Genomic DNA, 23,850 nt, shown 5'->3' with positions numbered 1-23,850 from the left:
GTCGGGGCTAAATCGCGCCAGCGCTGGCTGTTTTACGCGTATGACAGGCTCCGGAAGACGGTTGTTGCGCACGTATTCGGTGAACGCACTATGGCGACGCTGGGGCGTCTTATGAGCCTGCTGTCACCCTTTGACGTGGTGATATGGATGACGGATGGCTGGCCGCTGTATGAATCCCGCCTGAAGGGAAAGCTGCACGTAATCAGCAAGCGATATACGCAGCGAATTGAGCGGCATAACCTGAATCTGAGGCAGCACCTGGCACGGCTGGGACGGAAGTCGCTGTCGTTCTCAAAATCGGTGGAGCTGCATGACAAAGTCATCGGGCATTATCTGAACATAAAACACTATCAATAAGTTGGAGTCATTACCCTCTCCAGAATTTGGGCAAAAGAATGCCCGGCGGGTTTACGCCATTTTTTTGTTTAGGGGGTTAATTAATTAGGCAGAGCCATTCGCTTTGGAAATAAACTCACGACTGCTTTTAGATGATTCATTGACCGAATAAGCGCCTTTCTTTCATCAGTAGTCAGTTCACTAAATTCAGCCTCGTGCCTGTCCTTACCGATGCCAGCCAGGAAGAAAATCGCGCCCAGCGCGCGCTTGTTGTCCTGATAATTAGGATCTTCAACATCGCGCATCTCAGAGAAAAAACGAGCCATGTCTTTTTCACAGTTGCCGCCCATCAGCTGCGCGCGGATTAAGGCAACGTGATTCAGCGCCGAAACCCGTTGGCCTGCAGTAAGCTCAACCAGCATTGAATCGCCCTCGATAGCCATGCTTTACCTCTTTGCTCTTTTACCTGTACCTGCTGGCTCAGTACCGGATGCCAGCGCTTGCCGTTTTCGCCCATAATCCAGCCATGCCCGTATGACATCGACGGACTCTGACGCTTGAGGCGTGCCGCAAATGAAATCATCGCGCGCCCTCAGCTGATGCCAATCGAAGCACCCAGACCGCTTATTGCGTCAACGGTTGAGGCTAGAGTCGGGTTAGAGTGAACGCGGTTCTGCACGGCCAGCGCGGCAAGCATCATGCAGCGGATCCCTGTGTTAGCGGCTTCCAGAATGCCGCGACGGCAGGTTGCCGTGATACGTTCCGGGTTCGCGGCGTTAGCTGCCATGCTTCCGACTTCGGCGGTCGCCTTCAGCACGTACGCCGAAAATTTTTCTTTAGCCAGCTCGTTAACCGGCATGCACGGTAGGCACTGCAGCTGCGCCAGCATGCCGTCAATCAGCGTGGCGTCTTCAGTCAGATCGGTAAGCGTCAACACCTCTGGAACGGTCAGCTGATGCGCCTGTTCCGGGTTCAGCTTATTGCGCAGGGTCTGCACTTTCATGCCCGCCCGCAGCGCCAGTTCCTGCATGTTATGCGTAAGCGCAAACTTGCGGCAGGCTTCTTCATAGTGGTTATGGGTGGAAGTCTTAAAATCAAACATGTGCGAATCTCCCTATTCACTTAATGTGAATTAGCCGCCAATAATGAGCTGGAAACGGGAATGCCCGAACGCTTTACGCAACTGCTCTTCTTTCCAGCGTGCGTAGTAGATGCGGATCGGCCCGCCTGCTTTCTTACAGCCTTTGCGGATGTTGCGCGGCTCGATAGGCAATTGCGGGTTGTCGCCGGTAGTCCAGCGATAAACGGTACGGCGGGATACGCCTTCCAGCTCGGCGAACTGTTCGGCAGTGACGATCGGCGCGGGAACTTTGATGATTGCGATTTCAGAAGCCATATTGCATGATTCCTTATTTGAAAGTTTAAGACACCGATTGCCATCTGTTTGCCAACGTTTGCCATCGGACGCCACCAACAAAACGAATCCTAATGCCAATTTTGGTATTGGTCAACTTGGAAATGCCAATTATGGACTTTGAAAGCCAAATTTCTAACGAGGATGTTTTAGACAGGATTTGTCAGGTGTACGGGTTCAATCAAAAAATTCAGCTCGCAAACCACTTTGATATCGCTGCAAGTACGCTGCAAAACCGCTATACGCGCGGCAATATTTCCTATGATTTCGCAGCCCATTGCGCCTTAGAAACTGGTGTTAACCTTAAATGGATTCTGACCGGCGAAGGCCCGCAGAGAAACGACGATCACTCTGATTCTTACGTACAGCTCCAGATGTTCACATTAAGTGAAGGCAGGCTATCAGAAAATGGCATTCTGACGGTCGGCCATGAGCTTTTTGGTAGAACCTTGAAGAATGCGATGTGTGTCAGAAATGAAGGCAAAAGCTATATCGTTGAACAAGATGCACCTTTAGCTGATGGTAGCTGGCTTGTAGATGTTGAAGGCGCGGTGAGCTTAAGAGAGCTGACTGTGCTGCCCGGCAAGCGGCTGCATGTAGCAGGCGGCAAAGTCCCTTTTGAATGTGGCATTGATGAGATCAAGCAACTGGGCCGCATTGTCGGTATTTATTGTGAGGTAGCCTAATGTCAGTTAGGAAATTGCCCTCTGGTGGCTGGCTCTGTGAGATTTATCATAATGGCAAGCGTACTCGCACTAAATTCGCCACCAAAGGTGAGGCAATTGCCTATGAACAGTATAAGGTTCAGCAGCCCTGGCATGAGGAAAAAGAAGATCGCCGTACGCTTAAAGACCTGATTACATCTTGGTACGGCGCGCACGGGATAACATTGAGAGATGGAGAGAAGCGACAAAAGGCGATGGAACATGCCTTTTTGTGTATGGGTGAGCCACTGGCAAAAGATTTTGATGCACAAATGTTTTCTCGCTATCGTGAGCGTCGCCTGCAGGGTGATTTTGCTCGCACGAATCGCGTAACCGAAGTTTCTCCACGAACCCTGAATTTAGAGCTGGCATACTTTCGCGCAGTGTTTAATGAATTAAGCCGATTAGGTGAATGGAAAGGAGAGAATCCCCTTAAACATATCCGCCCATTTCGTACGGAAGAATCCGAAATGGCTTGGCTAACGCACGATCAAATTAACTGCTTATTGTCTGAATGCAGCAAGAGTGAATATCATGGTTTAGATGTTCTGGTAAAAATTTGCTTAGCCACCGGCGCGCGCTGGTCAGAGGCTGAAGGACTTAGAAAAAGCCAGATCACCAAATACAAGATCACCTTTACAAAAACTAAAGGTCGGAAAAATAGAACCGTCCCCATCACTGAGGATATCTATAAAATTATTCCTGATGATAAAACAGGTAGAATTTTTCCCGACTCCTACGGCGCATTCCGCTCCGCACTTAATAAAACAGGAATTGAATTACCAGCGGGCCAGCTTACGCATGTATTACGCCATACATTTGCAAGCCACTTTATGATGAATGGTGGAAACATCCTAGTTTTACAGCGCGTCCTTGGGCATACAGATATAAAGATGACAATGCGATATGCCCACTTTGCGCCTGACCATTTAGAAGAAGCAGCAAAGCTAAATCCATTAGCTACCAGTGGCGGTAAAGTGGCGGCATAGATGGTTAACGATGGCAAACAGTGGTAATCATTGGCAGACCATGTGCATGATTATAAACGCAAACTATTGTTTTTACTCTGCTGTGCATGGTTTATTGAATCGCCTGCAAAATCAGAACTCGTAAGAGTCAGAATGAGTATTTATGGATAAAACAATTTATATTGTCGATGATGAAGAATCGGTCATTGGCGCGCTGCAGAATCTGCTCGGTTCCGAAGGGTACCGGGTTTCCACTTTTCTTTCCCCGTCTGAGTTTCTCAGCCAGACCGATTACCTTACGCCCAGTTGCCTGATCGTCGACCTGAATATGCCCGGATTCGACGGCTTCGACGTTTCGCTGCACCTGACGGAGCGCGGCTTTTCCATTCCCACCATTTTTCTCACCGGCTATGGCACCATCCCGATTACCGTCAGGGCGATGAAGGCGGGCGCCTTTGAATTCCTCACCAAGCCCGTTATGCCCGATGAATTACTGAGGGTGGTGGAGGAAGCGCTGGCGCTGTCGGAGAAAAGCGCGGCGGCGTCGCAGGAAAAACGCGCCATTACCGCGCGTTACTCGTCGCTGACGCCGCGTGAGAAAGAGTTGATGCAGTATGTGGTTCGCGGCCTGCTCAACAAACAGATTGCCGCAGAGATGGGGATCAGCGAAATCACGGCGAAGGTGCATAAGCGCAGGGTAATGGAAAAAATGGAAGTCCGAACCGTGTCGGACCTGGTCAGGGCGGCGGAAAAACTGGCCATCCTGAACGAAAGCTAGCCGCGCCCTGCTCCGCTGAGCTGCACGCGGTATAGCGCTCCCGCCGGGCCGGCGGGAGCGTTTTTATCACCCAGCGGCGCGCTCAACGGGCAGCGTAAACCAGAACAGGCACCCCCCTTCCGGACGATTCTCTGCCTGCAGTTCGCCGCCGTGACGCCTGATGATTTCGTTGCTGATGGTCAGCCCCATTCCCATCCCTTCCGCCTTGGTGGTATAGAACGAATCGAACACTTTACCAATCACCTCCTCAGCCAGGCCCGAGCCGTTGTCGGCCACCGCGATACGGATAAGATCCTCCTGCGGATGCGATGAGGAGATGCGCAGGATGCGCATGCCGGGATTATCCGTCATCGCTTCGATGGCATTGATCACCAGGTTGAGCAGAACCTGCTGAATCTGAACGCTCTCACAAAAAACCACGTCATTCTCAGCGGCAAGATCCAGTTCAAGCGAGACGAACCGTCGCTCCAGCTCGAGGCGCGACAGGTTTAAGATATCTCGCGCGATATGGTGCAGCTTTGCCGAGGCGAACTCCGCTACCTGATTACGGGTCAGCGCCTGAAGCCCGCGAATAATATCGCCCGCGCGGCGGCCTTCGCGAATAATCTCCTCAATACTCTGGCTGGCGTTGTCGAGCTGCGCCGGTTCACGCTTCAGCCATCTCAGACCGGCGCCGGCGTTAGCTACGATCGACATCAGCGGCTGGTTAATCTCGTGGGCGATGGAAGAGGTCAGCTGGCCCACCGTGGTGGCGCGCGCGACGCGGGCAAGCTCCGCCTGAGCGATCCTCACCGCATCTTCAGACTGACGCTGCGTGGTGATATCGGTCAGGGTGCCGAAATATTCCGCCACCTCAGGCCAGTTATAGTTCGGCTCGCCAATGCCCTTGATGTAGCGGCATTCGCCGTCGTCGCGAATGATGCGAAACTCCGCCTGCATCACCACGCCCTTCTCGACGCTGGTTTCAATCAGCTCGCGCAGCGACACGATATCGTCCGGGTGCACGCGGCTCTGGAACTCCGCCATCGAGGTGGTGGTCTGGGTCTCTGGCAGTCCCATGATGCGCTTATATTCGTCGGAGATGTACTGAATATCCGGCTCAAGATGCCAGTGCCAGGTGCCGGTATGGCTTATTTTTTCGCCCAGCATCAGCGAAGTCTGGCTGGCGCGCAGCTGCTTTTCAATTTTGCGGCGCTGATTGTTCTCGTCAACCAGTTCGGCATAGAGGCGCGCGGTTTCGAGCGAAACGGCGGCCTGCGCCCCAAGCATCGACACGATGCGCGAATGGTCGGCGGTAAAAACGTCGGGCATCAGCCGATTTTCCAGATAAAGGACACCGACCATTTGCGCCTGCCTGAACATCGGCACGCACATTACCGCCGCGCCCGACGCCACCAGATAGTTATCCTGGCTGAAGGGGCTGAACACCTCCGGCTTGCCGGTGCGGATCTCCTGCCCGGTGCGGATCACCGCTGATAAGATCGACAGCGGCAGATCGGTTGCGGTCGGCAGCTCGCGCACAATGCGTACCTTTACCCCTTCGACGGTGGTGGAGGCGCGCGCCTGGATTTCCGGAATATTGCCGTCGGTCAGCCGGATCAGCATGCAGTGCTGCGCGCCCGCCCGCTCGACCAGCATCATCATCAGAATATGAATCAGGCGATCCAGATTAATCTCTTCGGTGAGGGCGCGCATCACGGTCACCATGCTTTGCAGATCGCTGATCAGTGCGCTCTGCTCGAAGGAGACAGTGCTCAGGGCCGTTTGCGTATGATGCCCGGCGAGAGAGGGATAGAGCATTTCCAGCTGGCGCACCCTGGCGCCCGCGCCCCAGCGATCCCAGGCGGACATCGCGCCTTTAATGTAGGCGTCGCCCGCGAACCCCATGTTGCGCGCATAGGCCATACGCGCCGCCAGTTCGCACGCCAGCCCGTTGATATGATGAAACTGCCCTTCGCGCGACAGTGTGATGGCGCGCTCAAACTGTTCGGCGGCCTGCCCGGCCTCGCCGTCGAGGCGCAGCAGCTCGGCGCGCAGCAGGGCCTCTTTATCGGCGAAAGTTTTGGTATTTTCGTTCGCCCAGGTCACGATCTTGTCGAGATGATGCTGTAGCTGCTGACGCAGCTGACCGCTGAGGGGGCCCGGCGTGAGGGGAACGGTCAGCGCCAGCGCGCTGTAGAGATGAAAATCCAGCATGTGCACGTGGCCGGGAATAAGGTCGGTAAAGGGCGCCGCGTCGGCAAAATGCCGCGCTGCGCAGGCATATTCCGCCGCGAAAAAGTGCGCCATGCCTTTATAAAGCCGTGACCAGAACTGAATAAGGTACATCGGCTCCACAGCCTGTTCCGGCCTGACCGCGTCCAGCATCGGCGGCAGAAAATCATGGCCTGAAAACTCGCTTCCGCGCGGCTTGCGCAGGAAGAGCACATAATCCAGCTGCATGCTGAGGATCATCTCTACGTCGCGGTACTGCGCCTTGCGGACAAACAGCATGCCGCGCGTAATAGAAGTATGCACCGCTTCGAGATGATCGCCGCGGGCGAGATAGTTCATGACGATATGACGCAGCGCCAGGCAGGCCGAGGTGCGGTCGCCGGTTTCTACCCCCACGTCGAAGGCGGCCTTCGCACGCTCGATAGCGTAGGAGAGCGGCATCGTCCAGATGCTGACCTGGTCGAGCGGCAGCAGCGTGCGCGCTTTAAAGCTGACGAAGTCGTGCTTATAGACCAGCTCGCGCGCCAGCAGCGTGCTGGCGAAGCCCCGGCTGTACTCATCATACTGATCGCCGCACACCACGCCATACCAGGAGAGCGCCAGGGTCGATGCGCCGCTTAGTCCGCGCTCCATCGACAGATGCAGCAGCTTGCACAGGATCATAAAGTGCAGGCGCGGGTTGCTGAAGGCGGCAAAGGTGCTGGCGCTGGCCATCAGATTCATGATCGCTTCGGTTTTTTTGCAGCTAAGCAGCGGCAGCGCGCGAAAGCGCGCGTAGGGATTTTTGCCGACCGCCTCTTTAAGCGAAACTCGCGCCCTGTCGCACTCCAGGCGGTCCGGGTAGCGGTTTAGCTGAATGCCAAACACCGCCAGCCAGGCGAGCGCGGTTTCCAGCGCCAGTTTACTGTCCGACTGGCGCATATGAATTTCAGCGATCAAACAGGCCGCTTCGGCTTTCTCCGTGATCTCGCCCGGCGAGGCCGCGATTTCCGAGCACAGCGCCAGCGCCACCGAGAGATTGCCGTTAAGGAATTCACATTCGGCCTCTTCCAGCAGAAACTCGCTCTGGTCGTCGCTGCCCACGCTGCTGTTGAGCAGGCGCGCGGTCTGCAGGTAACGCAGCGCCGAAACATAATCGCCGGTATCTTTCGCCCGGCGGCTCGCCTTAAGCATCAGCTGGCTGAAGGTTTGCGCGTCATGCGCCAGCATCCCGCCATTTCTGATCGACAGCAGGTGATGAGCGGCCCTGAACAGCACGGCATTGGTGACCTCAAGATCCGACAGATGCATATAGTGCAGCGCGGCCAGATAGTGAAAGGCGTCTTTGTCGGTCGGCTCCAGCAGATCGAGCGCCGCTTCATGCATGCTGTCATGCATAAAGGCGTACTCTCTGCCGTTCAGCGCGATGAGCTTCGCCGCCGCCGCCGGCAGCAGCGTCTGCTCGATCTCTGCCACGGCAATACCGAGGATGCGGCTCATGGTATCCAGCTCCCCTGCGCTGCCCAGCGAGGCGAACTTGCCCAGCAGATGGCGGGTCGGCAGCGGCAGCGTGGTGAGATGCTGCAGAACGCTGGCGGCGACGTTTGCCGCATAGTGACAGTTTTTCAGCGCCTGAGCATCATAGGCCCAGCGGAATGGCGCATTGTGCGTGATCAGGCCGTCGCGCAGCGCCTGGCGGAAAAAGTCGTGGGTGGCGAGCGGGTTGCCGGCGGTCTTTTCGTGAATAACCTGCGCCAGCTCCGCCGTTTCGCCGCTGCGGGTATGGAAGAGCCCCGCCAGCCAGCTCGCGATATTTTTTTCGCTGAAAGGCTCCGGCGTGATATCGGTAATGCGGGCCGCGCAGGCGCGGATGCGCTTCAGGTTATCGTCAATTGTCGGACAGGGCAGCGACACGCTGTCGCGATAGGTGATCACCAGCAGCAGCGGGATATCTTCGCTCAGCGCCAGCAGGTTTTGCAGCAGCTGCAGCGTGGCGCGATCGGCCCAGTGCACATCGTCGATCAGAATAACCAGCGGCCGGCCGGGCGCGGTGAAGGCTTTCACCAGGTTGCAGGCCGCCAGATTAAAACGGTTTCTCGCGTCCTGCGAGTGCGTATGGGCGTGCACGGCCGCTTTCTGATTGAGTAAAATGCCCAGCTCCGGCACCAGATTGATCGCCAGACCGGCATACTCACCCAGCAGGCATGCGATATGCGACTTCCAGCGCGCCATCTCTTCGGTGGGCAGGCCGAGCACGTGCAGCGTCAGCGTCCTGAAGGCGGCGGTAAAAACCGCGTAGGGCAACACGGGGGAGTGGCGATCCGCCTTCACCACCGTCATTAGCGCTTTTTTATTGCGCAGCAGCTTAATCGACGAGGCGATCAGCGAGGATTTGCCCGCACCCGGCACGCCGCCGATCGCGACCAGGTTGTGCTTGCCGCTTTTGCTGACCTCGTCAAACGCCGCCAGAATATCGGTCGCCTGGGGATGATCGGCGCAGAGCGTGTCGGGCGATAAATTCGCGGCCTGAGAGTCCTGCATGCCGAGGGCAAAAGACTCGATCATGCCGTCCGGCATCAGGGTCGACGCGTAGCGCCGCAGATCGGCCAGTACGCCTTCCGCCGTCTGGTAACGGTATTCCGGCGATTTCGCCAGCAGCCGCAGGATGACGGAGGAGAGAACCATCGGGATCTCCTGGCGTATCAGATGCGGCGGCAGCGCTTCCGACGCGATATGGTGGTGGACCCATTCGGCGTGGCCGCCCTCGGCGCTGCCGTAGGGCAGCCTGCCGGTGAGCAGTTCATACAGCACGATGCCCAGGCTGTATAAATCGCTTACGCGGCTGACGGGATGCGCCGAGCGGGAGGTATGTTCAGGCGACATATAGGCGAGCGTGCCGCCCGCGACCGGCAGACGAGGCTGCAGCAGCAGATCGCTGTCGACCGACGACAGGCCGAAGCCGCCTAGCAGAATACGTCCGTCGTCGGCATAGAAAAAATTCGCCGGTTTGATATCGCCGTGCACCAGGCCCTGCTGATGCATCAGGCTCAGGGCGCTGCAGAGCATCGCGGCGCTGGCAAGAAATTCAGAAATGGCGCCAGGGGGGGTACATAAAACATCCGCCAGCGTACGGTAATTAAACGGCCGGTAAATCAGGGCGTATCGTCCCTGATAAAGGGTGTGACTCAGGGGCTTCAACGCCCAGTGATCGGAGAGGCGAACGCGCAGCGCGTACTCATTTTTCAGCAGCTGCGTTACCTGAAAAATCGACTCCTCCGTGCCCGCGGTCGCCAGCACAAAGGTTTCGCCGGTGATCCCATGCCGACACAGCAGCCAGTCGACATTGCCCTCCTGCGCCAGGGGAGTAAAAGAGATATCGTCTGAAAGCGTGACGCGATCGGTTTCTGTTGTCTCTAACGCCTGCGGATTTATGCTCATTGGCGGGCAGCCCCTGAGGAGAACGCCTGACGGATATGTTCAAACAACGTATCAATTTCGATAGGCTTTGGCAAAAAGGCGACAGCGCCAAGGTTAATGGCATACCGCAGCATGCTGTCATCGCCGTTGCCGGAAATGATGATGCCCGGCGGGTTAATCAGCCGCCGGGTCAGATTGATGAAAAGCTCGAAACCATTCATGCCTTTCAGTTGCACATCAATGATAAAAAGCGCGGCATTCGCCATCGCTGCTTCATCACAGAGAAGAGATTCTGCCGACTCAAAGGCCTGGGTGAGATAACCTTCAGACTGGAGCAGGTTGGTAAGACCACTGCGGACAGAACGTTCATCATCGACGACGACAATGCGCTGCGACAGCTGCATGCTGTTTTCCTTAAATGAAACTCAGGCCTGCGGGAGGCGCTTCCTTAGGAGGCTTTGTCACCTGAGGGCGGGGGCGTGTCACCGATTCTATGGTGATACTCATGGCGAAACCAGCGCAGCTTCACCGGTTCGCGCTTAATCACGCTTTTCGCCAGCGGAATAAGATGTTCGCCCACCTGCATGCCGAACAGCCCCAGCAGCGCAATAATCGGCGGCGCGGGCGAGTTGACGCCGAGCGCGGCATAAATCAGGCCGGCCAGAATGCCGACCGCCAGCGAGACAGAATAGGTTTTCAGCATGGTCAGCCTGCGTGGTTGGCGATGGATGAATGAGAGGTCGGGCGAGCGTCTGCGACGACCGGCGACGGCGCCGCTGGCGGAACCTGCGCGGTGGCATCCTGGTGAAACAGCTGCCCGCCCAGGGAACTGCCGACGATCATGCCGAGCAGTCCCACCAGCGCGACGGCCGGCGGCGCCGGAGACTGGACCTTAAGCAGCGCGTAAACCAGGCCGATTAATACGCCCGCTCCCAGAGAGATCAATAAAGGACTCACAGGTCCTCCTTCTTAGCATGGCGGGCCGGTCCGGTGAAGGGCCGGCCCGCTCGACAGATTAACGCACGTTCGCCGGAACCGGGGCCAGCGTACGGTGTTCGCTCTTCTGGCGAGAAGGCGCTTTGTGCACCATGGTATAGGCGTAATCCACGCCGATGCCGTAGGCGCCTGAATGCTCTTTCGCAATATCCATAACGGCGTTATAGGTCTCTTTGTGCGCCCAGTCGCGCTGCCACTCCAGCATCACCTGCTGCCAGGTTACCGGGATCACGCCAGCCTGAATCATGCGCTGCATCGCGTAGTCGTGCGCTTCTTTCGTGGTGCCGCCTGACGCGTCGGCCACCATATAGATCTCATAATCGCCTTCCAGCATGGCGCACAGCGCGAAGGTGTTGTTGCACACTTCGGTCCACAGACCTGACACGACAACTTTTTTCTTGCCGTTTGCCGCCAGCGCGTCGCGCACTTTCTGATCGTCCCAGGAGTTCATAGAGGTGCGCTCAAGAATGTCCTGGCCAGGGAATACGTCCAGCAGCTCCGGGAAGGTGTTGCCGGAGAAGCTTTCCGTCTCAACGGTCGTCAGTACGGTCGGAATGTTGAAGACTTTCGCCGCTTTCGCCAGCGCCACAACGTTGTTTTTCAGCACCTGACGATCGATTGACTGAACGCCAAACGCCATCTGCGGCTGCTGGTCGATAAAGATGATCTGGCAGTTTTGCGGCGTCAATACTTCAAGTTTGCGATTGGTCATGTCTTTGCCCATTGAGGTTATATTGCTAAGTACCGTGGAAAGAGTAACGGCGTAAATTGACAGCCTCCCTGATACCCCGATGGCGTTGCGTCGCTGAACCGGTGGGTCACTGTCTGAGCGCAGTGTAGGAAGCTTTTTTTTTCAAACTATTATCTTTAGGTATAACTATACGAACGTATACCTATACCAGGGTATACCTATCCTTTTGTATAACTAGACGCTTTCCAGACCTCCCGATCATAATCCCGCCATCCCAGTAGCCTGCGCTTACGGCAGGACAATGCTCTGTCTGCGGCCGTCCGTGCCGCGTCGGACAACTCAATTCAGGAGATTCTATGGTTACCCTTGGTAAAGCAGACGTCATTCTCACCAATGGCCGATTTCATACCGTCGATCGCGGCAACCCGATCGCCGATGCCGTCGCTATTCGCGACGGCAAGTTTCTGGAAGTGGGCAGCCTGGCCGAGGTGATGCAGCATCACTGCGAAGGCACCAAAGTCATCGACCTGAAGGGCCACACCGCGATTCCCGGCCTCAACGACTCGCACCTGCACCTGATCCGCGGCGGCCTGAACTACAACCTGGAGCTGCGCTGGGAAGGCGTGCCGTCGGTCGCCGATGCGCTGCGCATGTTGAAAGAGCAGGCGCTGCGCACGCCGACGCCGCAGTGGGTGCGCGTGGTGGGCGGCTGGACCGAGTTTCAGTTCGCCGAGCGTCGCATGCCGACGCTGGAGGAGATCAACGAAGCCGCGCCGGATACTCCGGTATTCGTGCTGCACCTCTACGACCGCGCCCTGCTTAACCGCGCGGCGCTCAAAGTCGTGGGCTACACCAAAGATACGCCGAACCCGCCGGGCGGCGAGATCCAGCGCGACAGCAACGGCAACCCGACCGGCATGCTGATTGCGCGTCCTAACGCCATGATCCTCTACTCTACGCTGGCGAAAGGACCGAAGCTGCCGCTGGAGCAGCAGGTCAACTCCACCCGTCAGTTTATGCGCGAGCTGAACCGTCTCGGCCTCACCAGCGCCATCGATGCCGGCGGCGGCTTCCAGAACTACCCGGAAGATTATGAAGTGATCGCCGAGCTGCATGAGAAGAAGCAGATGACGATCCGCATCGCCTATAACCTCTTTACTCAGCGTCCTGGACATGAGCTGGAAGATTTTGAGAAGTGGACCGATATGCTGACGCCGGGCCAGGGCAGCGACTACTTCCGCCACAACGGCGCCGGCGAGATGCTGGTCTTCTCCGCCGCCGACTTCGAAGATTTCCTTGAGCCGCGCCCCGATCTGGCGCCGGGCATGGAAGATGAGCTGGAGCGCGTGGTGCGTCATCTGGTAGAGCACCGCTGGCCGTTCCGCCTGCACGCCACCTACGACGAATCGATCAGCCGCATGCTCGACGTCTTTGAAAAAGTTAACCGCGACATTCCCTTTAACGGCCTGCACTGGTTCTTCGACCATGCCGAAACCGTTACCCAGCGCAATATCGACCGCATCAAAGAGCTGGGCGGCGGCATCGCGGTGCAGCACCGCATGGCGTTCCAGGGCGAATACTTCGCCGAGCGCTACGGCATCGAAGCGACCCGTCACACGCCGCCGGTCGCGCGCATGCTGGAGACCGGCGTGCCGGTCGGCCTCGGCACCGACGCCACGCGCGTCGCCAGCTATAACCCCTGGACCGCGCTTTACTGGCTGGTGTCCGGCCGCACCGTCGGCGGCATGCAGATGTATGACGTCAACGCGCGTCTCGATCGCGACACCGCGCTGATGCTGTGGACCCAGGGCAGCGCCTGGTTCTCCAGCGAGCAGGGCAAAAAGGGACAGATTAAGGCGGGCCAGCTGGCGGATATGGTGGTGCTGAGCAAAGACTATTTCAGCGTGCCGGAAGAGGAGATCAAAGGCATTGAGTCGGTGCTGACGCTGGTGGACGGCAACATCGTTTATGCCGCCGGATCCTTCAGCAGCGAAGCGCCGCCGTCGATTCCGGTTCTGCCTGAGTGGTCGCCGGTGGTCAAGGTGCCGGGTCACTACCGCAGCGCGCCGCCGACCGCCGCCACCCGCGTGGGCATGCAGCAGATGCCGCACCAGTGCAGCGGCCCGTGCGGCGTGCACAGCCACTCCCATGACATCGCGCGCGGCGCCAGCCTGCCGGTCTCCGAGGAGAACGCCTTCTGGGGCGCGCTCGGCTGCAGCTGCTTCGCGTTCTGATCATCATGACGATCTCCTTTTCTCAGCCGCCCCGCATTAACGCGGGGCTGTTCTTCCTGCGCCTCACCGGCTGCCTGCTGCTGCTCTACGTGCACGGGCTGCCGAAGGTGTTTCACTTCAGCGAAGAACTGACGCGTATCGAGGATCCTTTCGGCCTTGGTCCCTGGATGAGCTTATTGCCGGCTATTTTCGCCGAAGTCATCTGCCCGTTATTTATTCTGATCGGCGTGTTCGCCCGCCTCGCCTGCCTGCCGATTATCGGCGTGCTGCTGGTGGCGATGCTGTTTGTTCATCCCGGCTGGAGCATCGCGGAGGGCCAGTTCGGCTGGCTGCTGCTGATTATCTTCACTACCCTGGCGATGACAGGTCCGGGCCAGTGGCGCCTCGGTGCCGGCACGCGCAGAGAGGTTCGCTATGGCGCAGGTTAACGATATTCATGACGTCGCCCAGGGCGAAGCGACGGCGCCAGCCGCGGCTGCCGCGTCGCCCTGGCAGCCGCTGCGTCAGCCGCTGTTTCGCATGCTGTGGATCGCGACGGTGGTCTCTAACATCGGCTCCTGGATGAATGACGTCGGCGTGAACTGGACCATGCTGACGCTGAGCGCCGATCCGCTCAGCGTGGCGCTGGTGCAGGCGGCGAGCAGCCTGCCGATGTTCCTGTTCGCGCTGCCCTCCGGCGTGCTGGCCGATATTGTCGACCGGCGTAAATATCTGCTGTTCTCGCAGCTGTGGGTCTTTATCGCCGCCGCCGGCCTGACGCTGCTCTCTTTCACCGGGCACGTCACGCCGCTGGTGCTGCTGGTTGCCGCCTTTCTGATGAGCACCGGCGCGGCGATGAGCTCGCCGCCGTTCCAGGCGATCGTGCCGGATCTGGTCAGCAAAAATGAGCTGGGCCCGGCCATCGCGCTGAACTCGCTCGGCATCAATATCAGCCGCGCCATCGGTCCGGCGCTTGGCGGCCTGATCCTCTCGTTCGCCGGGCCGTGGGTGGTCTTTATGCTCAACGCCCTCTCGGTGCTCGGCGTGGCGTGGGTGCTCTATCGCTGGAAAGAGGTGCCGAGCGTCCAGCGGCTGCCCCCGGAGCACTTCTTTTCAGCGGTGCGCGCCGGTCTGCGCTACGTGCACGCCGCGCCGGTGCTGCGCAACGTGCTGGTGCGCACCGTCGCCTTCTTCCTGTTCGGCAGCGCCGGCTGGGCGCTGCTGCCGCTGGTAGCGCGCCGCGAGCTGGGGCTGGGTCCGGGCGGCTACGGCATTATGCTGGCCTTTATCGGCGTGGGCGCCATCAGCGGCGCGGTGCTGCTGCCGCGGCTGCGTAAACGCTTCAACCCCGATCGGCTGATGGTGCTGGCGAGCCTGATGTTCGCCGCCACCATGCTGGCGCTCGCTTTTGTCCGGCACTTCTGGCTGCTGAACACGTTCGAGTTCTTCACCGGCTTCGCCTGGATTGCCGTGCTGTCGACGCTTAACCTGGGCGCGCAGCGCAGCGCGGCACGCTGGGTGAAAGCGCGCGCGCTGGCGGTCTATCTCACCGTGTTTTTCGGCTCGATGACCGTGGGCAGCGCCATCTGGGGACAGCTGGCGTCGCGCTACGGCATCCCGGTTTCGCTCTGCGTCGCCACCCTGGGCATGGCGCTGGCGTGCCTGACGGTACTGCGCTGGCGGCTCGATCAGGATCCCGACCTCAATCTCGACGTCAGCGAGATCGCCGAGCCGGTGCCAGCGCTGGAGATCCATCACGACCGAGGTCCGGTGCGCGTGAGCTACGAGTATCAGATCCGCCAGGCGGACGCCCACGCCTTTACGGTCTGCATGCAGGATATGAGACGCGTTCGCCGTCGCGGGGGCGCCATCAACTGGGCGGTCTACGAAGACATTCTCCAGCCGGGCATCTTCGTCGAAACCTTTGTGGTGGGATCCTGGATGGAGCATCTGCGTCAGCTTGAGCGCTACACCATGAACGACAAGAAAATTGAGAACCGCGTTTATGCATTCCATCAGGGCGAACAGATACCGGTCGCACGCTATCTGGTTGCGCCTGAATAACAGCTTTTTTCATTCAACATCACAAGGAAAAGACCATGAGCACGATTAAAACCGCCGACGGCACGCAAATCTATTTTAAAGACTGGGGCAACGGCAAACCCGTTCTCTTCAGCCACGGCTGGCCGCTGGATGCTGATATGTGGGATAACCAGCTGAACTTCCTGGCGGAGAACGGCTATCGCGTCATCGCTTTCGATCGCCGCGGCTTTGGCCGCTCCGATCAGCCGTGGACCGGCTACGACTACAATACTTTCGCGTCGGACATCAACGACCTGATCACCTGTCTTGACCTGCAGGAGGTCACGCTGGTGGGCTTCTCGATGGGCGGCGGCGACGTGACGCGCTATATCAACAACTACGGCTCCGCGCGCGTGGCCGGTCTGGTGCTGCTGGGCGCGGTGACGCCTGCCTTCGGACAGCTGGAAGGCTTTCCGCAGGGCGTCGAGCCGTCGGTGTTTGACGGTATTCTGGCTGGCTTACGCAAGGATCGCGCCCAGTTCATCAGCGACTTTGCCGTGCCTTTCTACGGCACCAACGCCGGCCAGACCGTCTCTGAAGGCGTGCTGACGCAGACCCTGAACATAGCGCTGCTGGCATCGCTTAAAGGCACGCTGGAGTGCGTTAAGGCGTTTTCCACCACCGATTTCCGCCCCGACATGGCGAAAATCGACGTGCCTGCGCTGGTGATCCACGGCAGCAACGATCAGGTGGTGCCGTTCGAAACCACCGGCAAGCTGGCGGCGGAAATGATCGAAGGCGCGCAGCTGAAGGTGTACGACAATGCGCCGCACGGCTTTGCGGTGACCCACTCCGATCGGCTGAATGCAGATTTGCTGGCGTTCCTGAACGCCCTCTGACTCCGTTTTTCGCGCTGACAAAAGCCGCCCTGCGTTAACGCAGGGCGGCTTTGAGCCGGCGAATGAAGCGCTGTCACTTATCAATATCTTTCAGCGCATACGCCGTCATGACCAGAAGCGTCGACGTAAAGGACGCATTTACCAGTAAGGCGGTCAGCATTTTCTCCCCCTGTTTCGCTGTCAGGTAAACCCGTGCAGAGCCTGTCTCAGTAGGCTGCCGCCATTGACGTCTGACTCGCCTCTTTTTCAATCAGCCGCATCAGCAGCGAAATCCGGCGATCGGTTCGCTCCGGCGTATCGGGCGGCAGATGGTAGTGCAGGGTATAGAGTTTCCCTTTCTCATTGAAAAAATCAGCGGCGACCACCGGCATAATGCCGCCCGGCACGCGCTGGTAATTGACCTGCAGCCGCGAATTCCCCAGTTTCATCCTGACCGCCATGACACTTTCATCCGCTACTGACGGGTAAAGCTGCCTGTCTGCCGGCACGATAATGCGCTTCATGAAACACCTCCTGCTGTCCAGATAGATGCATAGCGGGAGGGAGCCGGATCCGGCGCCCTCCCCGGTACGGTCAGGCTGCGCTTACGCCTGGTGTTCAATCACGTCTGCTGTATGGTGCGCAATGGGTATGCGGCGCGGTTTTTCACTTTCCGGGATCTCCAGATGCAGACCGACGTTGAGCAGCCCGTCCTGCAGTCTCGCCTCGGTCACTTTCATATGTTCCGGCACGCTGTAGCTCAGGCGGAAATCGGTGCGGCTGATGCCGCGGTGCAGCCAGCCGCCGTCGCTGCGCGCGCCGTCCGCGTTCGCCTCGTTTTCCGTGCGCTCCTCTTTCCGGCCGGTTACCGTCAGCCGGCCGCCCGCCACTTCGATTTCCAGCTCGCTCTCTTTCCAGCCGGGCACGCTCAGGGTAAGCGCATAGCGCTCATCGTCGAGCTGCTTCAGGTTGTAAGGGGGCGTAACGGCGACAGGCGTATCGCCGGTCAGCTGGCTAAAGAGACGGTCAATGCGGCTGAAGCGATCGGAAAAAAGCGCGTCGCTGAGTAAGGGAAATACGGGGAAAGTACGTGAAGCCATAGTGATAACCTCCTGAATTGATCGTTCATTCAAAAGCTCATCGGGGAAACAGGCGTCTCACCTGCCCAGTGACATTTATAGAGTTTCCCGGAGAATTTTCAAGGACGCCCGGCGCGATTTTTTTATCATCAAATTTTTTGACTTTATTCAGCAACAGACAGGGATTTTCACGCCTGTCCGAAATCTCTATTATTGATTCCATCGAGGCAGAACGCCTCAAAACCTAAAAATATCTCTGAGGAATCGACCATGAAAACCATCAAAACTTTCGTTGCTGTTGCGCTGTTCGCCCTGCTTTCTTCTACCAGCTTTGCTCAGACAGTGACCGCTACCGCCTCGACCCTGGACGGCGCCGAAGCGCAGATTGCCGCGCAGGCAAAACTGGCTGGCACCGGTTACAGCATCACGGAGGCCTACGCAGGCAACCAGGTGCATATGACGGCTCGTCTGACCAAATAACTGCGCCGAAAACAGAGAAAAGGGGCCGCCTGAGAGCGGCCCCTTTTCTTTTGCGCTTCAGCCGCGACGGCTGTCGCCGAGGGTCGGCACGATGCGTTTGCCGATGACGCGTTTAACCGCCGCGGCGGCCTGCAGCACCAGAAGATCCTGCCCGGGCGCTGAATAGAGGGTTATGCCGAAGGGTAAGCCTTCCGCATCCTGACCGGCCGGGATCGCGGCGACGGGCGCGCCCGCTTTGCCGGTGCATTTAGCCGCAGCCGCCATCGGCGAGAGCAGCAGGTCGGCGCGGCTCGCCCTGAGCGCCGCCAGAATGCCAGTATCCAGGCTCAGCGCGATATCGGTGCGGCGATCGCGGCGGTACTGCTCAGCGCGGATGTCCGGCGCGGCCTCAGCCGCCTCAAGCAGCCCCTGTCCGTAGGGGATCGCGTCCGGATGCGCGCGATTCCACTGGATAAGATCGTTCAGAGAGGCGATGCCGCAAGGCGCAAGCGTGCCAAGCAGCCCGTTGAGGCTCGCGCGGAATTCGCTGCGAAACACGCAGGAGCGCACCGTATTCAGCTGCTCCGCAGCGGGCAGATCGCAAGGATCGACGATGACGGCCCCCGCCCCCGCCAGCGCCGCCAGCAGCCGTTCAAACACCGCCTGCCGACTCTCCGTCAGCACGCTATCGGCGATAAAGCGACGTGGCACGCCGATGCGCAGCCCCTGTAGCGATGCGCCGCCGGATGCCTCCGTAAAACCGGCAAGCGTTGCCGTATCCTGCATATCCGCGCCCGCTATCGCCTGATACACCGATAGCGCATCCTCAATGGTGCGCGTCAGCGGCCCCGGCGAATCCTGACTGGGCACCAGCGGGATCACACCGTAGCGGCTGACGCGGCCCACCGAGGGCTTAAAGCTGGCGATCGAGCTGTGCACGGCTGGCGCCTGCAGAGAGTTTTGCGTTTCCGAGCCGATGGCGAAGGCGCAAAAACCGGCGGCCACCGCCGCCGCCGATCCGACGCTTGACCCCTGGCCCCGGCCATATTGCAGGCCGAGCGGATTGCGCACCGCGCCGCCCGCGCCGCTGAATTCTGCCGGCATGATCTCTGATACGAAGTCGGCGAACTCCGTCATATTGGTTTTGCCCAGCAGCACGGCGCCGGCGTCGCGCAGACGGGTAATCAGGCTGGCCTCAAAGGGCGGGCGAAAAGTCGCCAGCGCGCTGGCGCCGGCAGAGGCAAAGCAGCCATCCAGCGTGAAAATATTGTCTTTAACCAGAAAGGGCACGCCGTGCAGCGGCCCTCGGGATCGGCCCGCCGCGCGCTCGGCGTCTGCGCGCCTCGCCTCTTCGCGGGCAACGGGAGAGAGACTTCTGACACAGTTAATGTCGCTATCAAACTGCTCGATACGGTTCAGGTACCATTCGGTCGCTTCGAGAGAGGTAATTTCGCCCGCCGCGATAGCCGCGCCGATAGCGCGTGCCGAGCCGGTGGCAAGAAGAGAAAAGAGATCGGTCATGTTTCACAGTCCGGAATGTCGACGCAGGAACGCTAAAAATAGCGCAACCGCGCTGCCGGACTTAGACACTAAGGTGCGCTGTACGCGAGAAAAGCCTCAAAGCGTTTCGCGCGCGGCGAACTTCTCCAGAGCGGGGCCGTCAAGCCGGTAGCGCACCCATTCACTCAGAGGAAGCGCATCGATGCTGTGGTAAAACTCTTTGGCAGACTTATCCCACTCCAGCACGTTCCACTCAATACGGCTGCACTGCCGTCTGACCGCCAGCTGAGCGATATACTGCAGCATCGATTTGCCCGCGCCGCGTCCCCGGTAGTCAGGGGTAAAGTATAAATCTTCCATATTAAGGCTGCTGCGGCCCAGCCAGGCGGAGTAGCTCATGGAAATCACTGAATAACCAGCAATTATGCCGTCAATCTCGCAGATATAGGCTTCGGCATTGGTTTCGGGGGAAAAAAGCGAGTTTCTAACCTCTTCAATATCGGGAACAGATTCCTGCGGCGCCTCGCGGTAAACGGATAAGCCGTTGATCATATTATAAATGGCGTCAGTATCTTCCAGGCTGGCCTGCCGGATCGTAACACGCATAAATTTTCCCTTAACCAAACCGTTTGATGGCGTTAAGGATAATCGGTATCGTTCAATGAATTAAGTGCAATAAAATCAATTAAAGGTGAATTCCATGCATCATGTGCTGCGACGGCTCGACCTTAACCTGTTGCCTGTGTTTGATACAGTCTTCCGGCATCGATCCGTCAGGCTTGCGGCAGAGGAGCTCGCGATGAGCACCTCGGCGCTGAGCCATGCGCTGACCCGGCTGCGCGATTTTCTGAAGGATCCGCTGTTTTATCGCGAGGGGCATAAGATGTGTCCCAGCGTTTATGCTTATCAGCTGGCGCCCCACATCGCCGACGCCCTCTCCGCTCTCAATCAACACCTCAGCCCGGTGCAGCCTTTCGATCCGCTCAAGAGCCAGGAGGCGTTTCGCATCGCGGTGACAGATTATACGGCGTTCAGCGTTTTTCCCGGGCTGATGAACAGCATTCAGAAAACGGCGCCGGGCATCGATTTCGAGCTCTGCTATTTGCCTCATAATCCGGCGCTGAACGAGCTGTTGGCGGGCGAAGTGGATCTGGCGCTGAGCTTCAGCGAACCCGATGGGATCAGACATCCCGATCTGGAAGAGATCGACCTCTTCAGCGACGAGTTTGTGGTGCTCAGCCATGCCGCGCGCGCGACCCTGACGCTGGAGGAGTATCTTGCTGCCGGACATCTGGTGGTGACGCCCTGGAACGAAAAGAAAGGGCTGCTGGACACGCACCTGGCGCGAATCGGGCTGACGCGGCGTATCACGCTAAAAACCCCGTCGATGCTGAGCTCCCCTTTTATCGTCGCAGAGAGCGAACTGCTGATGGCGATCCCCTCTTCCGTGGCACGCCGGCTGGAGCAGATCGCTAACGTGAAAACCTTTCCGGTGCCTTTCGCCGTGCCCCGCTTTACCGTAAAAATTTACTCCCACAAACGCAGCGGGAAAAAAAGCTCGACAGACTGGCTTAAAAACACCATTTTTCAAAGCGTTCAGCAGAAAAAAGAGTGCGCGAGCAGCTAAAGTCATTAGGGCGCCGATGCATACCTACCCTGCTTTCGGCTATGGCGAAGCGGCACGGCCGCAGGAGAAGCAGCGCGTATATAGAGAAGCGTTTTTATCGCTCGCCGCGATTAATCGCCAGCGTCGTCGAGCGCCACCATTTCGTGCGCTTCGCCTTGCTGCAGCCAGTCGCGGCTGTTAACGCGTAACATTTCGATAAAGGCGTGCCCCGCGCTGGAAAGACGACCGATATTCGGGCAAAGGATACCGATACGGGTGGCGGGCAATACCTCTTTCACCGTTAGCGGACGCAGCCTGTCGTGATAGCCGGGAAAGCGCAGGCGAACGGAGGTCCACATACTCACCATCGGCGCTTCGTCCATCATGCGCGCCATTATCCATGGCGATGAGCAGTGCGTAATGCGGGAGGGCAGAGGCAGGTTATAACGGCGAAAGACCTGCGCCAGAATGGAGTGTTCGCCCGGCTCATCCCAGTCCAGCCAGTGAGAATCCAGCAGGTTGCGCAAAGATACTCTGTGCGTCACCGGATGATCTTCTCCAACGATAAGGGTATTGCTCAAGGCGTACAGGGTTTCATGGTACATCGGCGCGGTTCCCATGCCGGCCGTAGCGGAGATGATCGCCAGGTCGATGCGATTATTTTCCAGTGCCTCGTAGAGCTGATGCGTACGCGCCTCCATCGCAATGATTTTTACGCCCGGCAGGCGCTGCTGAAAGCGCAGCAGGGTGGTGGTAAACGGGCCCCAGGCGGCGGCGGAGGTAAATCCGATGCGCAGCTGGCTCATCGACTTGCCCAGCAGACTGTCGATTTCCTCACGCGCCTGGCTCAGAGACTGATCGATATCGCGCGCATGGCGCAGCAGCACCTGACCATACTCATTCAGCGTAGCGCCGCGCGAGGTGCGCTCCAGAATGGGCATGCCGATCTCCGCCTCTATCTCCTGAATGGTTTTACTGATGGCGGGCTGCGTCAAATGCAGCGTCCGAGCGGCTTTGCTGAGGCTGCCCTGCGCCGCGACCTCCAGCAGTACGTCAAGCTGGTTCAGCTTTAATTTCATTTTGTTCCTCCCCACCGCGGCGTGCCTGGATGGTGCAAAAAACGCGCTATAAAAGGTCAGCCAATATAACCTGACCTATAAAAATTACTCATGGTTGATATACATTTATTTTATGGCAATAGTGCTGTTTCTCACCTTTTCCGCGTCATTACCCTAAGGATCAGCGTATGAAACAGACCGCCCGATATGCCTCTGCGGACACCGAGCTTTCCGCCTCGCTCTCTGTTCCTGACGCGGCTCTCTCACGGCCGCGCAGTCGGCAGGCGAAATCGCTGCTGGCGGTGACGCTGGGAAATGGCCTGGAGATTTATGATTTCACCGTTTACAGCTTTTTCTCCGTCATCATCGGTCATCTTTTTTTTCCTGCCAGCAGCGATTCCGCCTCGCTGCTGCTGGCCGTTGCGACCTTCGCCGTAGGGTTTATCATGCGTCCGCTCGGCAGCCTGCTCCTGGGGCAGTATGCCGACACGCACGGCCGTAAAGCAGCTCTTACCCTGATAATGGGACTGATGGCGATGGGCGTGATGATGGTGGCCTTTACGCCTGTTTACGCGCAGATCGGCCTTTGGGCACCGTTGCTGCTGGTGACCGGGCGGATGTTGCAGGGATTTTCAGCGGGCGGCGAAGTCGGTGCGGCAACCAGCTGGCTAATGGAGGCGGGAAATAAATCGCAGCGCGGCGTGCGCGTGAGCTGGCAGATGGCCAGTCAGGGTGGCGCGGCGCTAACAGGCGCCGCGCTGGGCGCGCTGCTGACGCACACGCTGAGTAGCGAAGCGCTCTACGCCTGGGGCTGGCGCATTCCGTTTATTCTCGGGCTGGCGATCATGCCGGTGGGGATCTATATCCGCCGCCATCTTCACGAGCCGCCCGTCACGCAGGCGGCGCGGCAGGAAAATCCGGCGCGCGAAATCTGGCGCACGCATCGCCGCAAACTGCTGCTGGGTATTCTGCTGGTGATGAAAAGCACGACGACATTTTATCTTATCGTCTACTACATGCCGGCTTATATGGTGCATACCCTGCACCAGCCTGCCGCCGCCTCATACTGGATCAGTATTATCGCTGCGCTGCTGACCCTGGTTGTGCCCTTTTTCGCCGGTAAGCTCGCGGACAAGCTACCGCGACGCAAACCGATCCTGCTCGCCTGCGCGCTCGGATCGATGCTGCTGATATGGCCCATTTTCGCCGCTTTGCAGCAGGGCGCGTCAATGCTGCTGGTGCTGCTGCTTATCGCGGTCGATCAGGTACTGGCCAATATCAGCGCGGTGGCGTTCTTTCTTTTGATTCTTGAAGCCTTTCCGCGCCAGGTGCGTGCATCGGGCATGGCGCTGGTATATGCCATCGGCGTGACGCTGTTCGGCGGCTTCGCCCAGTTCAACGTTACCTGGCTGCTAAACGTCACCGGCGAGGCCATGGCGCCCGCCTGGTATCTTCTTTTTAGCGCGGTCGTTTCGCTGACCGCCCTGCTGGCCTGGCGTGAACAGGCCCCGCTTGCCGACGACTGACCCTGAAGGAGA

The 23,850-nt window shown here is 58.5% G+C and carries 24 protein-coding genes and 1 pseudogene; 11 read left to right on the top strand and 14 right to left on the bottom strand.

Annotated elements, in window-relative coordinates:
• A pseudogene (locus JS46_RS21750) lies at window positions 1-357 on the top strand (IS1-like element IS1B family transposase); the annotation flags it as partial.
• Window positions 358-437: 80 nt separating this feature from the next.
• On the opposite strand, the gene JS46_RS21745 reads toward JS46_RS21750, so the two are convergent.
• The 4 genes from JS46_RS21745 to JS46_RS21735 are packed head-to-tail and all read right to left on the bottom strand — an operon-like array spanning window position 438 to window position 1,732.
• A complete protein-coding gene (locus JS46_RS21745) occupies window positions 438-779 on the bottom strand; it encodes a DUF5347 family protein (protein WP_033755753.1) in 342 nt (113 codons plus the stop codon).
• Entirely contained in the window at window positions 716-919 is a 204-nt protein-coding gene (locus JS46_RS23680) for a phage filamentation protein Fil family protein (protein ID WP_072010476.1), read from the bottom strand. Before JS46_RS23680 ends, JS46_RS21745 begins: the two co-directional genes overlap by 64 nt.
• 9 nt (window positions 920-928) lie before the next feature.
• The gene (locus JS46_RS21740; RefSeq protein ID WP_033755752.1) at window positions 929-1,438 is read right to left on the bottom strand and encodes a phage regulatory CII family protein; all 510 of its coding nucleotides are present in this window, start codon (window positions 1,436-1,438) and stop codon (window positions 929-931) included.
• Between the two features lie 30 nt (window positions 1,439-1,468).
• A complete protein-coding gene (locus tag JS46_RS21735; RefSeq protein ID WP_033755751.1) occupies window positions 1,469-1,732 on the bottom strand; it encodes a hypothetical protein in 264 nt (87 codons plus the stop codon).
• A 131-nt stretch (window positions 1,733-1,863) separates the two neighbouring features.
• On the opposite strand from JS46_RS21735, the gene JS46_RS21730 reads away from it, so the two are divergent.
• The 3 genes from JS46_RS21730 (at window position 1,864) to JS46_RS21720 (ending at window position 4,200) form a co-directional block, all read left to right on the top strand.
• Entirely contained in the window at window positions 1,864-2,436 is a 573-nt protein-coding gene (locus JS46_RS21730) for a phage repressor protein CI (protein ID WP_033755764.1), read from the top strand.
• Entirely contained in the window at window positions 2,436-3,443 is a 1,008-nt protein-coding gene (locus tag JS46_RS21725) for a tyrosine-type recombinase/integrase (protein WP_033755749.1), read from the top strand. Before JS46_RS21730 ends, JS46_RS21725 begins: the two co-directional genes overlap by 1 nt.
• A 142-nt stretch (window positions 3,444-3,585) precedes the next feature.
• The gene (locus JS46_RS21720) at window positions 3,586-4,200 is read left to right on the top strand and encodes a response regulator transcription factor (RefSeq protein WP_033755747.1); all 615 of its coding nucleotides are present in this window, start codon (window positions 3,586-3,588) and stop codon (window positions 4,198-4,200) included.
• A 66-nt stretch (window positions 4,201-4,266) separates the two neighbouring features.
• On the opposite strand, the gene JS46_RS21715 is transcribed toward JS46_RS21720, so the two are convergent.
• Genes JS46_RS21715 through JS46_RS21695 form a run of 5 tightly spaced genes read right to left on the bottom strand, consistent with a single transcriptional unit; the run spans window position 4,267 to window position 11,518 of the window.
• The gene (locus tag JS46_RS21715; protein WP_033755746.1) at window positions 4,267-9,831 is read right to left on the bottom strand and encodes an AAA family ATPase; all 5,565 of its coding nucleotides are present in this window, start codon (window positions 9,829-9,831) and stop codon (window positions 4,267-4,269) included.
• Complete coding sequence (locus tag JS46_RS21710) at window positions 9,828-10,214, bottom strand: response regulator transcription factor (protein WP_033755744.1); 387 nt, start codon at window positions 10,212-10,214, stop codon at window positions 9,828-9,830. Before JS46_RS21710 ends, JS46_RS21715 begins: the two co-directional genes overlap by 4 nt.
• Before the next feature lie 44 nt (window positions 10,215-10,258).
• Window positions 10,259-10,513, bottom strand: a complete 255-nt coding sequence (locus JS46_RS21705; protein ID WP_033755743.1) for a DUF1427 family protein — start codon at window positions 10,511-10,513, stop codon at window positions 10,259-10,261.
• A gap of 2 nt (window positions 10,514-10,515) precedes the next feature.
• Window positions 10,516-10,767 carry a DUF1427 family protein gene (locus JS46_RS21700; protein WP_033755742.1) on the bottom strand — a complete coding sequence of 84 codons (252 nt, stop codon included), beginning with the start codon at window positions 10,765-10,767 and terminating at the stop codon, window positions 10,516-10,518.
• Window positions 10,768-10,825: 58 nt separating this feature from the next.
• Entirely contained in the window at window positions 10,826-11,518 is a 693-nt protein-coding gene (locus tag JS46_RS21695) for a hydrolase (RefSeq protein WP_033755763.1), read from the bottom strand.
• Between the two features lie 335 nt (window positions 11,519-11,853).
• On the opposite strand from JS46_RS21695, the gene JS46_RS21690 reads away from it, so the two are divergent.
• Genes JS46_RS21690 through JS46_RS21675 form a run of 4 tightly spaced genes read left to right on the top strand, consistent with a single transcriptional unit; the run spans window position 11,854 to window position 16,631 of the window.
• Window positions 11,854-13,731, top strand: coding sequence for an amidohydrolase (locus tag JS46_RS21690; RefSeq protein ID WP_033755740.1), 1,878 nt, complete (start codon window positions 11,854-11,856; stop codon window positions 13,729-13,731).
• A 5-nt stretch (window positions 13,732-13,736) separates the two neighbouring features.
• Window positions 13,737-14,159 (top strand): DoxX family protein, encoded by a 423-nt coding sequence (locus JS46_RS21685; RefSeq protein WP_033755739.1) that lies wholly within the window; start codon window positions 13,737-13,739, stop codon window positions 14,157-14,159.
• The gene (locus JS46_RS21680) at window positions 14,146-15,774 is read left to right on the top strand and encodes an MFS transporter (protein ID WP_033755737.1); all 1,629 of its coding nucleotides are present in this window, start codon (window positions 14,146-14,148) and stop codon (window positions 15,772-15,774) included. Before JS46_RS21685 ends, JS46_RS21680 begins: the two co-directional genes overlap by 14 nt.
• A gap of 35 nt (window positions 15,775-15,809) precedes the next feature.
• The gene (locus JS46_RS21675) at window positions 15,810-16,631 is read left to right on the top strand and encodes an alpha/beta fold hydrolase (protein ID WP_033755735.1); all 822 of its coding nucleotides are present in this window, start codon (window positions 15,810-15,812) and stop codon (window positions 16,629-16,631) included.
• Between the two features lie 206 nt (window positions 16,632-16,837).
• On the opposite strand, the gene JS46_RS21670 is transcribed toward JS46_RS21675, so the two are convergent.
• Together JS46_RS21670 and JS46_RS21665 are read right to left on the bottom strand one after the other, a co-directional pair.
• A complete protein-coding gene (locus JS46_RS21670; RefSeq protein ID WP_033755733.1) occupies window positions 16,838-17,134 on the bottom strand; it encodes a hypothetical protein in 297 nt (98 codons plus the stop codon).
• Window positions 17,135-17,215: 81 nt separating this feature from the next.
• The gene (locus tag JS46_RS21665; protein ID WP_033755732.1) at window positions 17,216-17,710 is read right to left on the bottom strand and encodes an Hsp20 family protein; all 495 of its coding nucleotides are present in this window, start codon (window positions 17,708-17,710) and stop codon (window positions 17,216-17,218) included.
• Window positions 17,711-17,959: 249 nt separating this feature from the next.
• On the opposite strand from JS46_RS21665, the gene JS46_RS21660 reads away from it, so the two are divergent.
• Window positions 17,960-18,169, top strand: a complete 210-nt coding sequence (locus tag JS46_RS21660; protein WP_033755729.1) for a DUF1471 domain-containing protein — start codon at window positions 17,960-17,962, stop codon at window positions 18,167-18,169.
• Window positions 18,170-18,226: 57 nt separating this feature from the next.
• Here JS46_RS21660 and JS46_RS21655 read toward each other — a convergent pair whose 3' ends face one another.
• Both JS46_RS21655 and JS46_RS21650 read right to left on the bottom strand, forming a co-directional pair.
• Complete coding sequence (locus JS46_RS21655; protein WP_051905667.1) at window positions 18,227-19,669, bottom strand: amidase family protein; 1,443 nt, start codon at window positions 19,667-19,669, stop codon at window positions 18,227-18,229.
• A gap of 96 nt (window positions 19,670-19,765) precedes the next feature.
• Window positions 19,766-20,254, bottom strand: coding sequence for a GNAT family N-acetyltransferase (locus JS46_RS21650; protein WP_033755728.1), 489 nt, complete (start codon window positions 20,252-20,254; stop codon window positions 19,766-19,768).
• 94 nt (window positions 20,255-20,348) lie between these two features.
• On the opposite strand from JS46_RS21650, the gene JS46_RS21645 reads away from it, so the two are divergent.
• The gene (locus JS46_RS21645; protein WP_033755726.1) at window positions 20,349-21,275 is read left to right on the top strand and encodes a LysR family transcriptional regulator; all 927 of its coding nucleotides are present in this window, start codon (window positions 20,349-20,351) and stop codon (window positions 21,273-21,275) included.
• 110 nt (window positions 21,276-21,385) lie between these two features.
• On the opposite strand, the gene JS46_RS21640 is transcribed toward JS46_RS21645, so the two are convergent.
• Window positions 21,386-22,333 carry a LysR family transcriptional regulator gene (locus tag JS46_RS21640; RefSeq protein ID WP_033755724.1) on the bottom strand — a complete coding sequence of 316 codons (948 nt, stop codon included), beginning with the start codon at window positions 22,331-22,333 and terminating at the stop codon, window positions 21,386-21,388.
• Window positions 22,334-22,500: 167 nt separating this feature from the next.
• Between JS46_RS21640 and JS46_RS21635 the strand changes: the two genes are divergently transcribed.
• The gene (locus JS46_RS21635) at window positions 22,501-23,838 is read left to right on the top strand and encodes an MFS transporter (RefSeq protein ID WP_033755723.1); all 1,338 of its coding nucleotides are present in this window, start codon (window positions 22,501-22,503) and stop codon (window positions 23,836-23,838) included.
• The last annotated feature ends 12 nt before the right edge of the window (window positions 23,839-23,850 follow it).

The organism is Pantoea sp. NGS-ED-1003, assembly GCF_000738765.1.
Classification (GTDB): Bacteria; Pseudomonadota; Gammaproteobacteria; order Enterobacterales; family Enterobacteriaceae; genus Pantoea; species Pantoea septica.
Note: the sequence above shows the minus strand (reverse complement) of the source record. Positions and strands in the feature narration are given on the sequence as shown.

Coding starts and splice junctions, on each gene's coding strand:
- JS46_RS21745 (WP_033755753.1), bottom strand. CDS start 779: ATGGCTATCGAGGGCGATTCAATGCTGGTTGAGCTTACTGCAGGCCAA.
- JS46_RS23680 (WP_072010476.1), bottom strand. CDS start 919: ATGATTTCATTTGCGGCACGCCTCAAGCGTCAGAGTCCGTCGATGTCA.
- JS46_RS21740 (WP_033755752.1), bottom strand. CDS start 1,438: ATGTTTGATTTTAAGACTTCCACCCATAACCACTATGAAGAAGCCTGC.
- JS46_RS21735 (WP_033755751.1), bottom strand. CDS start 1,732: ATGGCTTCTGAAATCGCAATCATCAAAGTTCCCGCGCCGATCGTCACT.
- JS46_RS21730 (WP_033755764.1), top strand. CDS start 1,864: ATGGACTTTGAAAGCCAAATTTCTAACGAGGATGTTTTAGACAGGATT.
- JS46_RS21725 (WP_033755749.1), top strand. CDS start 2,436: ATGTCAGTTAGGAAATTGCCCTCTGGTGGCTGGCTCTGTGAGATTTAT.
- JS46_RS21720 (WP_033755747.1), top strand. CDS start 3,586: ATGGATAAAACAATTTATATTGTCGATGATGAAGAATCGGTCATTGGC.
- JS46_RS21715 (WP_033755746.1), bottom strand. CDS start 9,831: ATGAGCATAAATCCGCAGGCGTTAGAGACAACAGAAACCGATCGCGTC.
- JS46_RS21710 (WP_033755744.1), bottom strand. CDS start 10,214: ATGCAGCTGTCGCAGCGCATTGTCGTCGTCGATGATGAACGTTCTGTC.
- JS46_RS21705 (WP_033755743.1), bottom strand. CDS start 10,513: ATGCTGAAAACCTATTCTGTCTCGCTGGCGGTCGGCATTCTGGCCGGC.
- JS46_RS21695 (WP_033755763.1), bottom strand. CDS start 11,518: ATGACCAATCGCAAACTTGAAGTATTGACGCCGCAAAACTGCCAGATC.
- JS46_RS21690 (WP_033755740.1), top strand. CDS start 11,854: ATGGTTACCCTTGGTAAAGCAGACGTCATTCTCACCAATGGCCGATTT.
- JS46_RS21685 (WP_033755739.1), top strand. CDS start 13,737: ATGACGATCTCCTTTTCTCAGCCGCCCCGCATTAACGCGGGGCTGTTC.
- JS46_RS21680 (WP_033755737.1), top strand. CDS start 14,146: ATGGCGCAGGTTAACGATATTCATGACGTCGCCCAGGGCGAAGCGACG.
- JS46_RS21675 (WP_033755735.1), top strand. CDS start 15,810: ATGAGCACGATTAAAACCGCCGACGGCACGCAAATCTATTTTAAAGAC.
- JS46_RS21670 (WP_033755733.1), bottom strand. CDS start 17,134: ATGAAGCGCATTATCGTGCCGGCAGACAGGCAGCTTTACCCGTCAGTA.
- JS46_RS21665 (WP_033755732.1), bottom strand. CDS start 17,710: ATGGCTTCACGTACTTTCCCCGTATTTCCCTTACTCAGCGACGCGCTT.
- JS46_RS21660 (WP_033755729.1), top strand. CDS start 17,960: ATGAAAACCATCAAAACTTTCGTTGCTGTTGCGCTGTTCGCCCTGCTT.
- JS46_RS21655 (WP_051905667.1), bottom strand. CDS start 19,669: ATGACCGATCTCTTTTCTCTTCTTGCCACCGGCTCGGCACGCGCTATC.
- JS46_RS21650 (WP_033755728.1), bottom strand. CDS start 20,254: ATGCGTGTTACGATCCGGCAGGCCAGCCTGGAAGATACTGACGCCATT.
- JS46_RS21645 (WP_033755726.1), top strand. CDS start 20,349: ATGCATCATGTGCTGCGACGGCTCGACCTTAACCTGTTGCCTGTGTTT.
- JS46_RS21640 (WP_033755724.1), bottom strand. CDS start 22,333: ATGAAATTAAAGCTGAACCAGCTTGACGTACTGCTGGAGGTCGCGGCG.
- JS46_RS21635 (WP_033755723.1), top strand. CDS start 22,501: ATGAAACAGACCGCCCGATATGCCTCTGCGGACACCGAGCTTTCCGCC.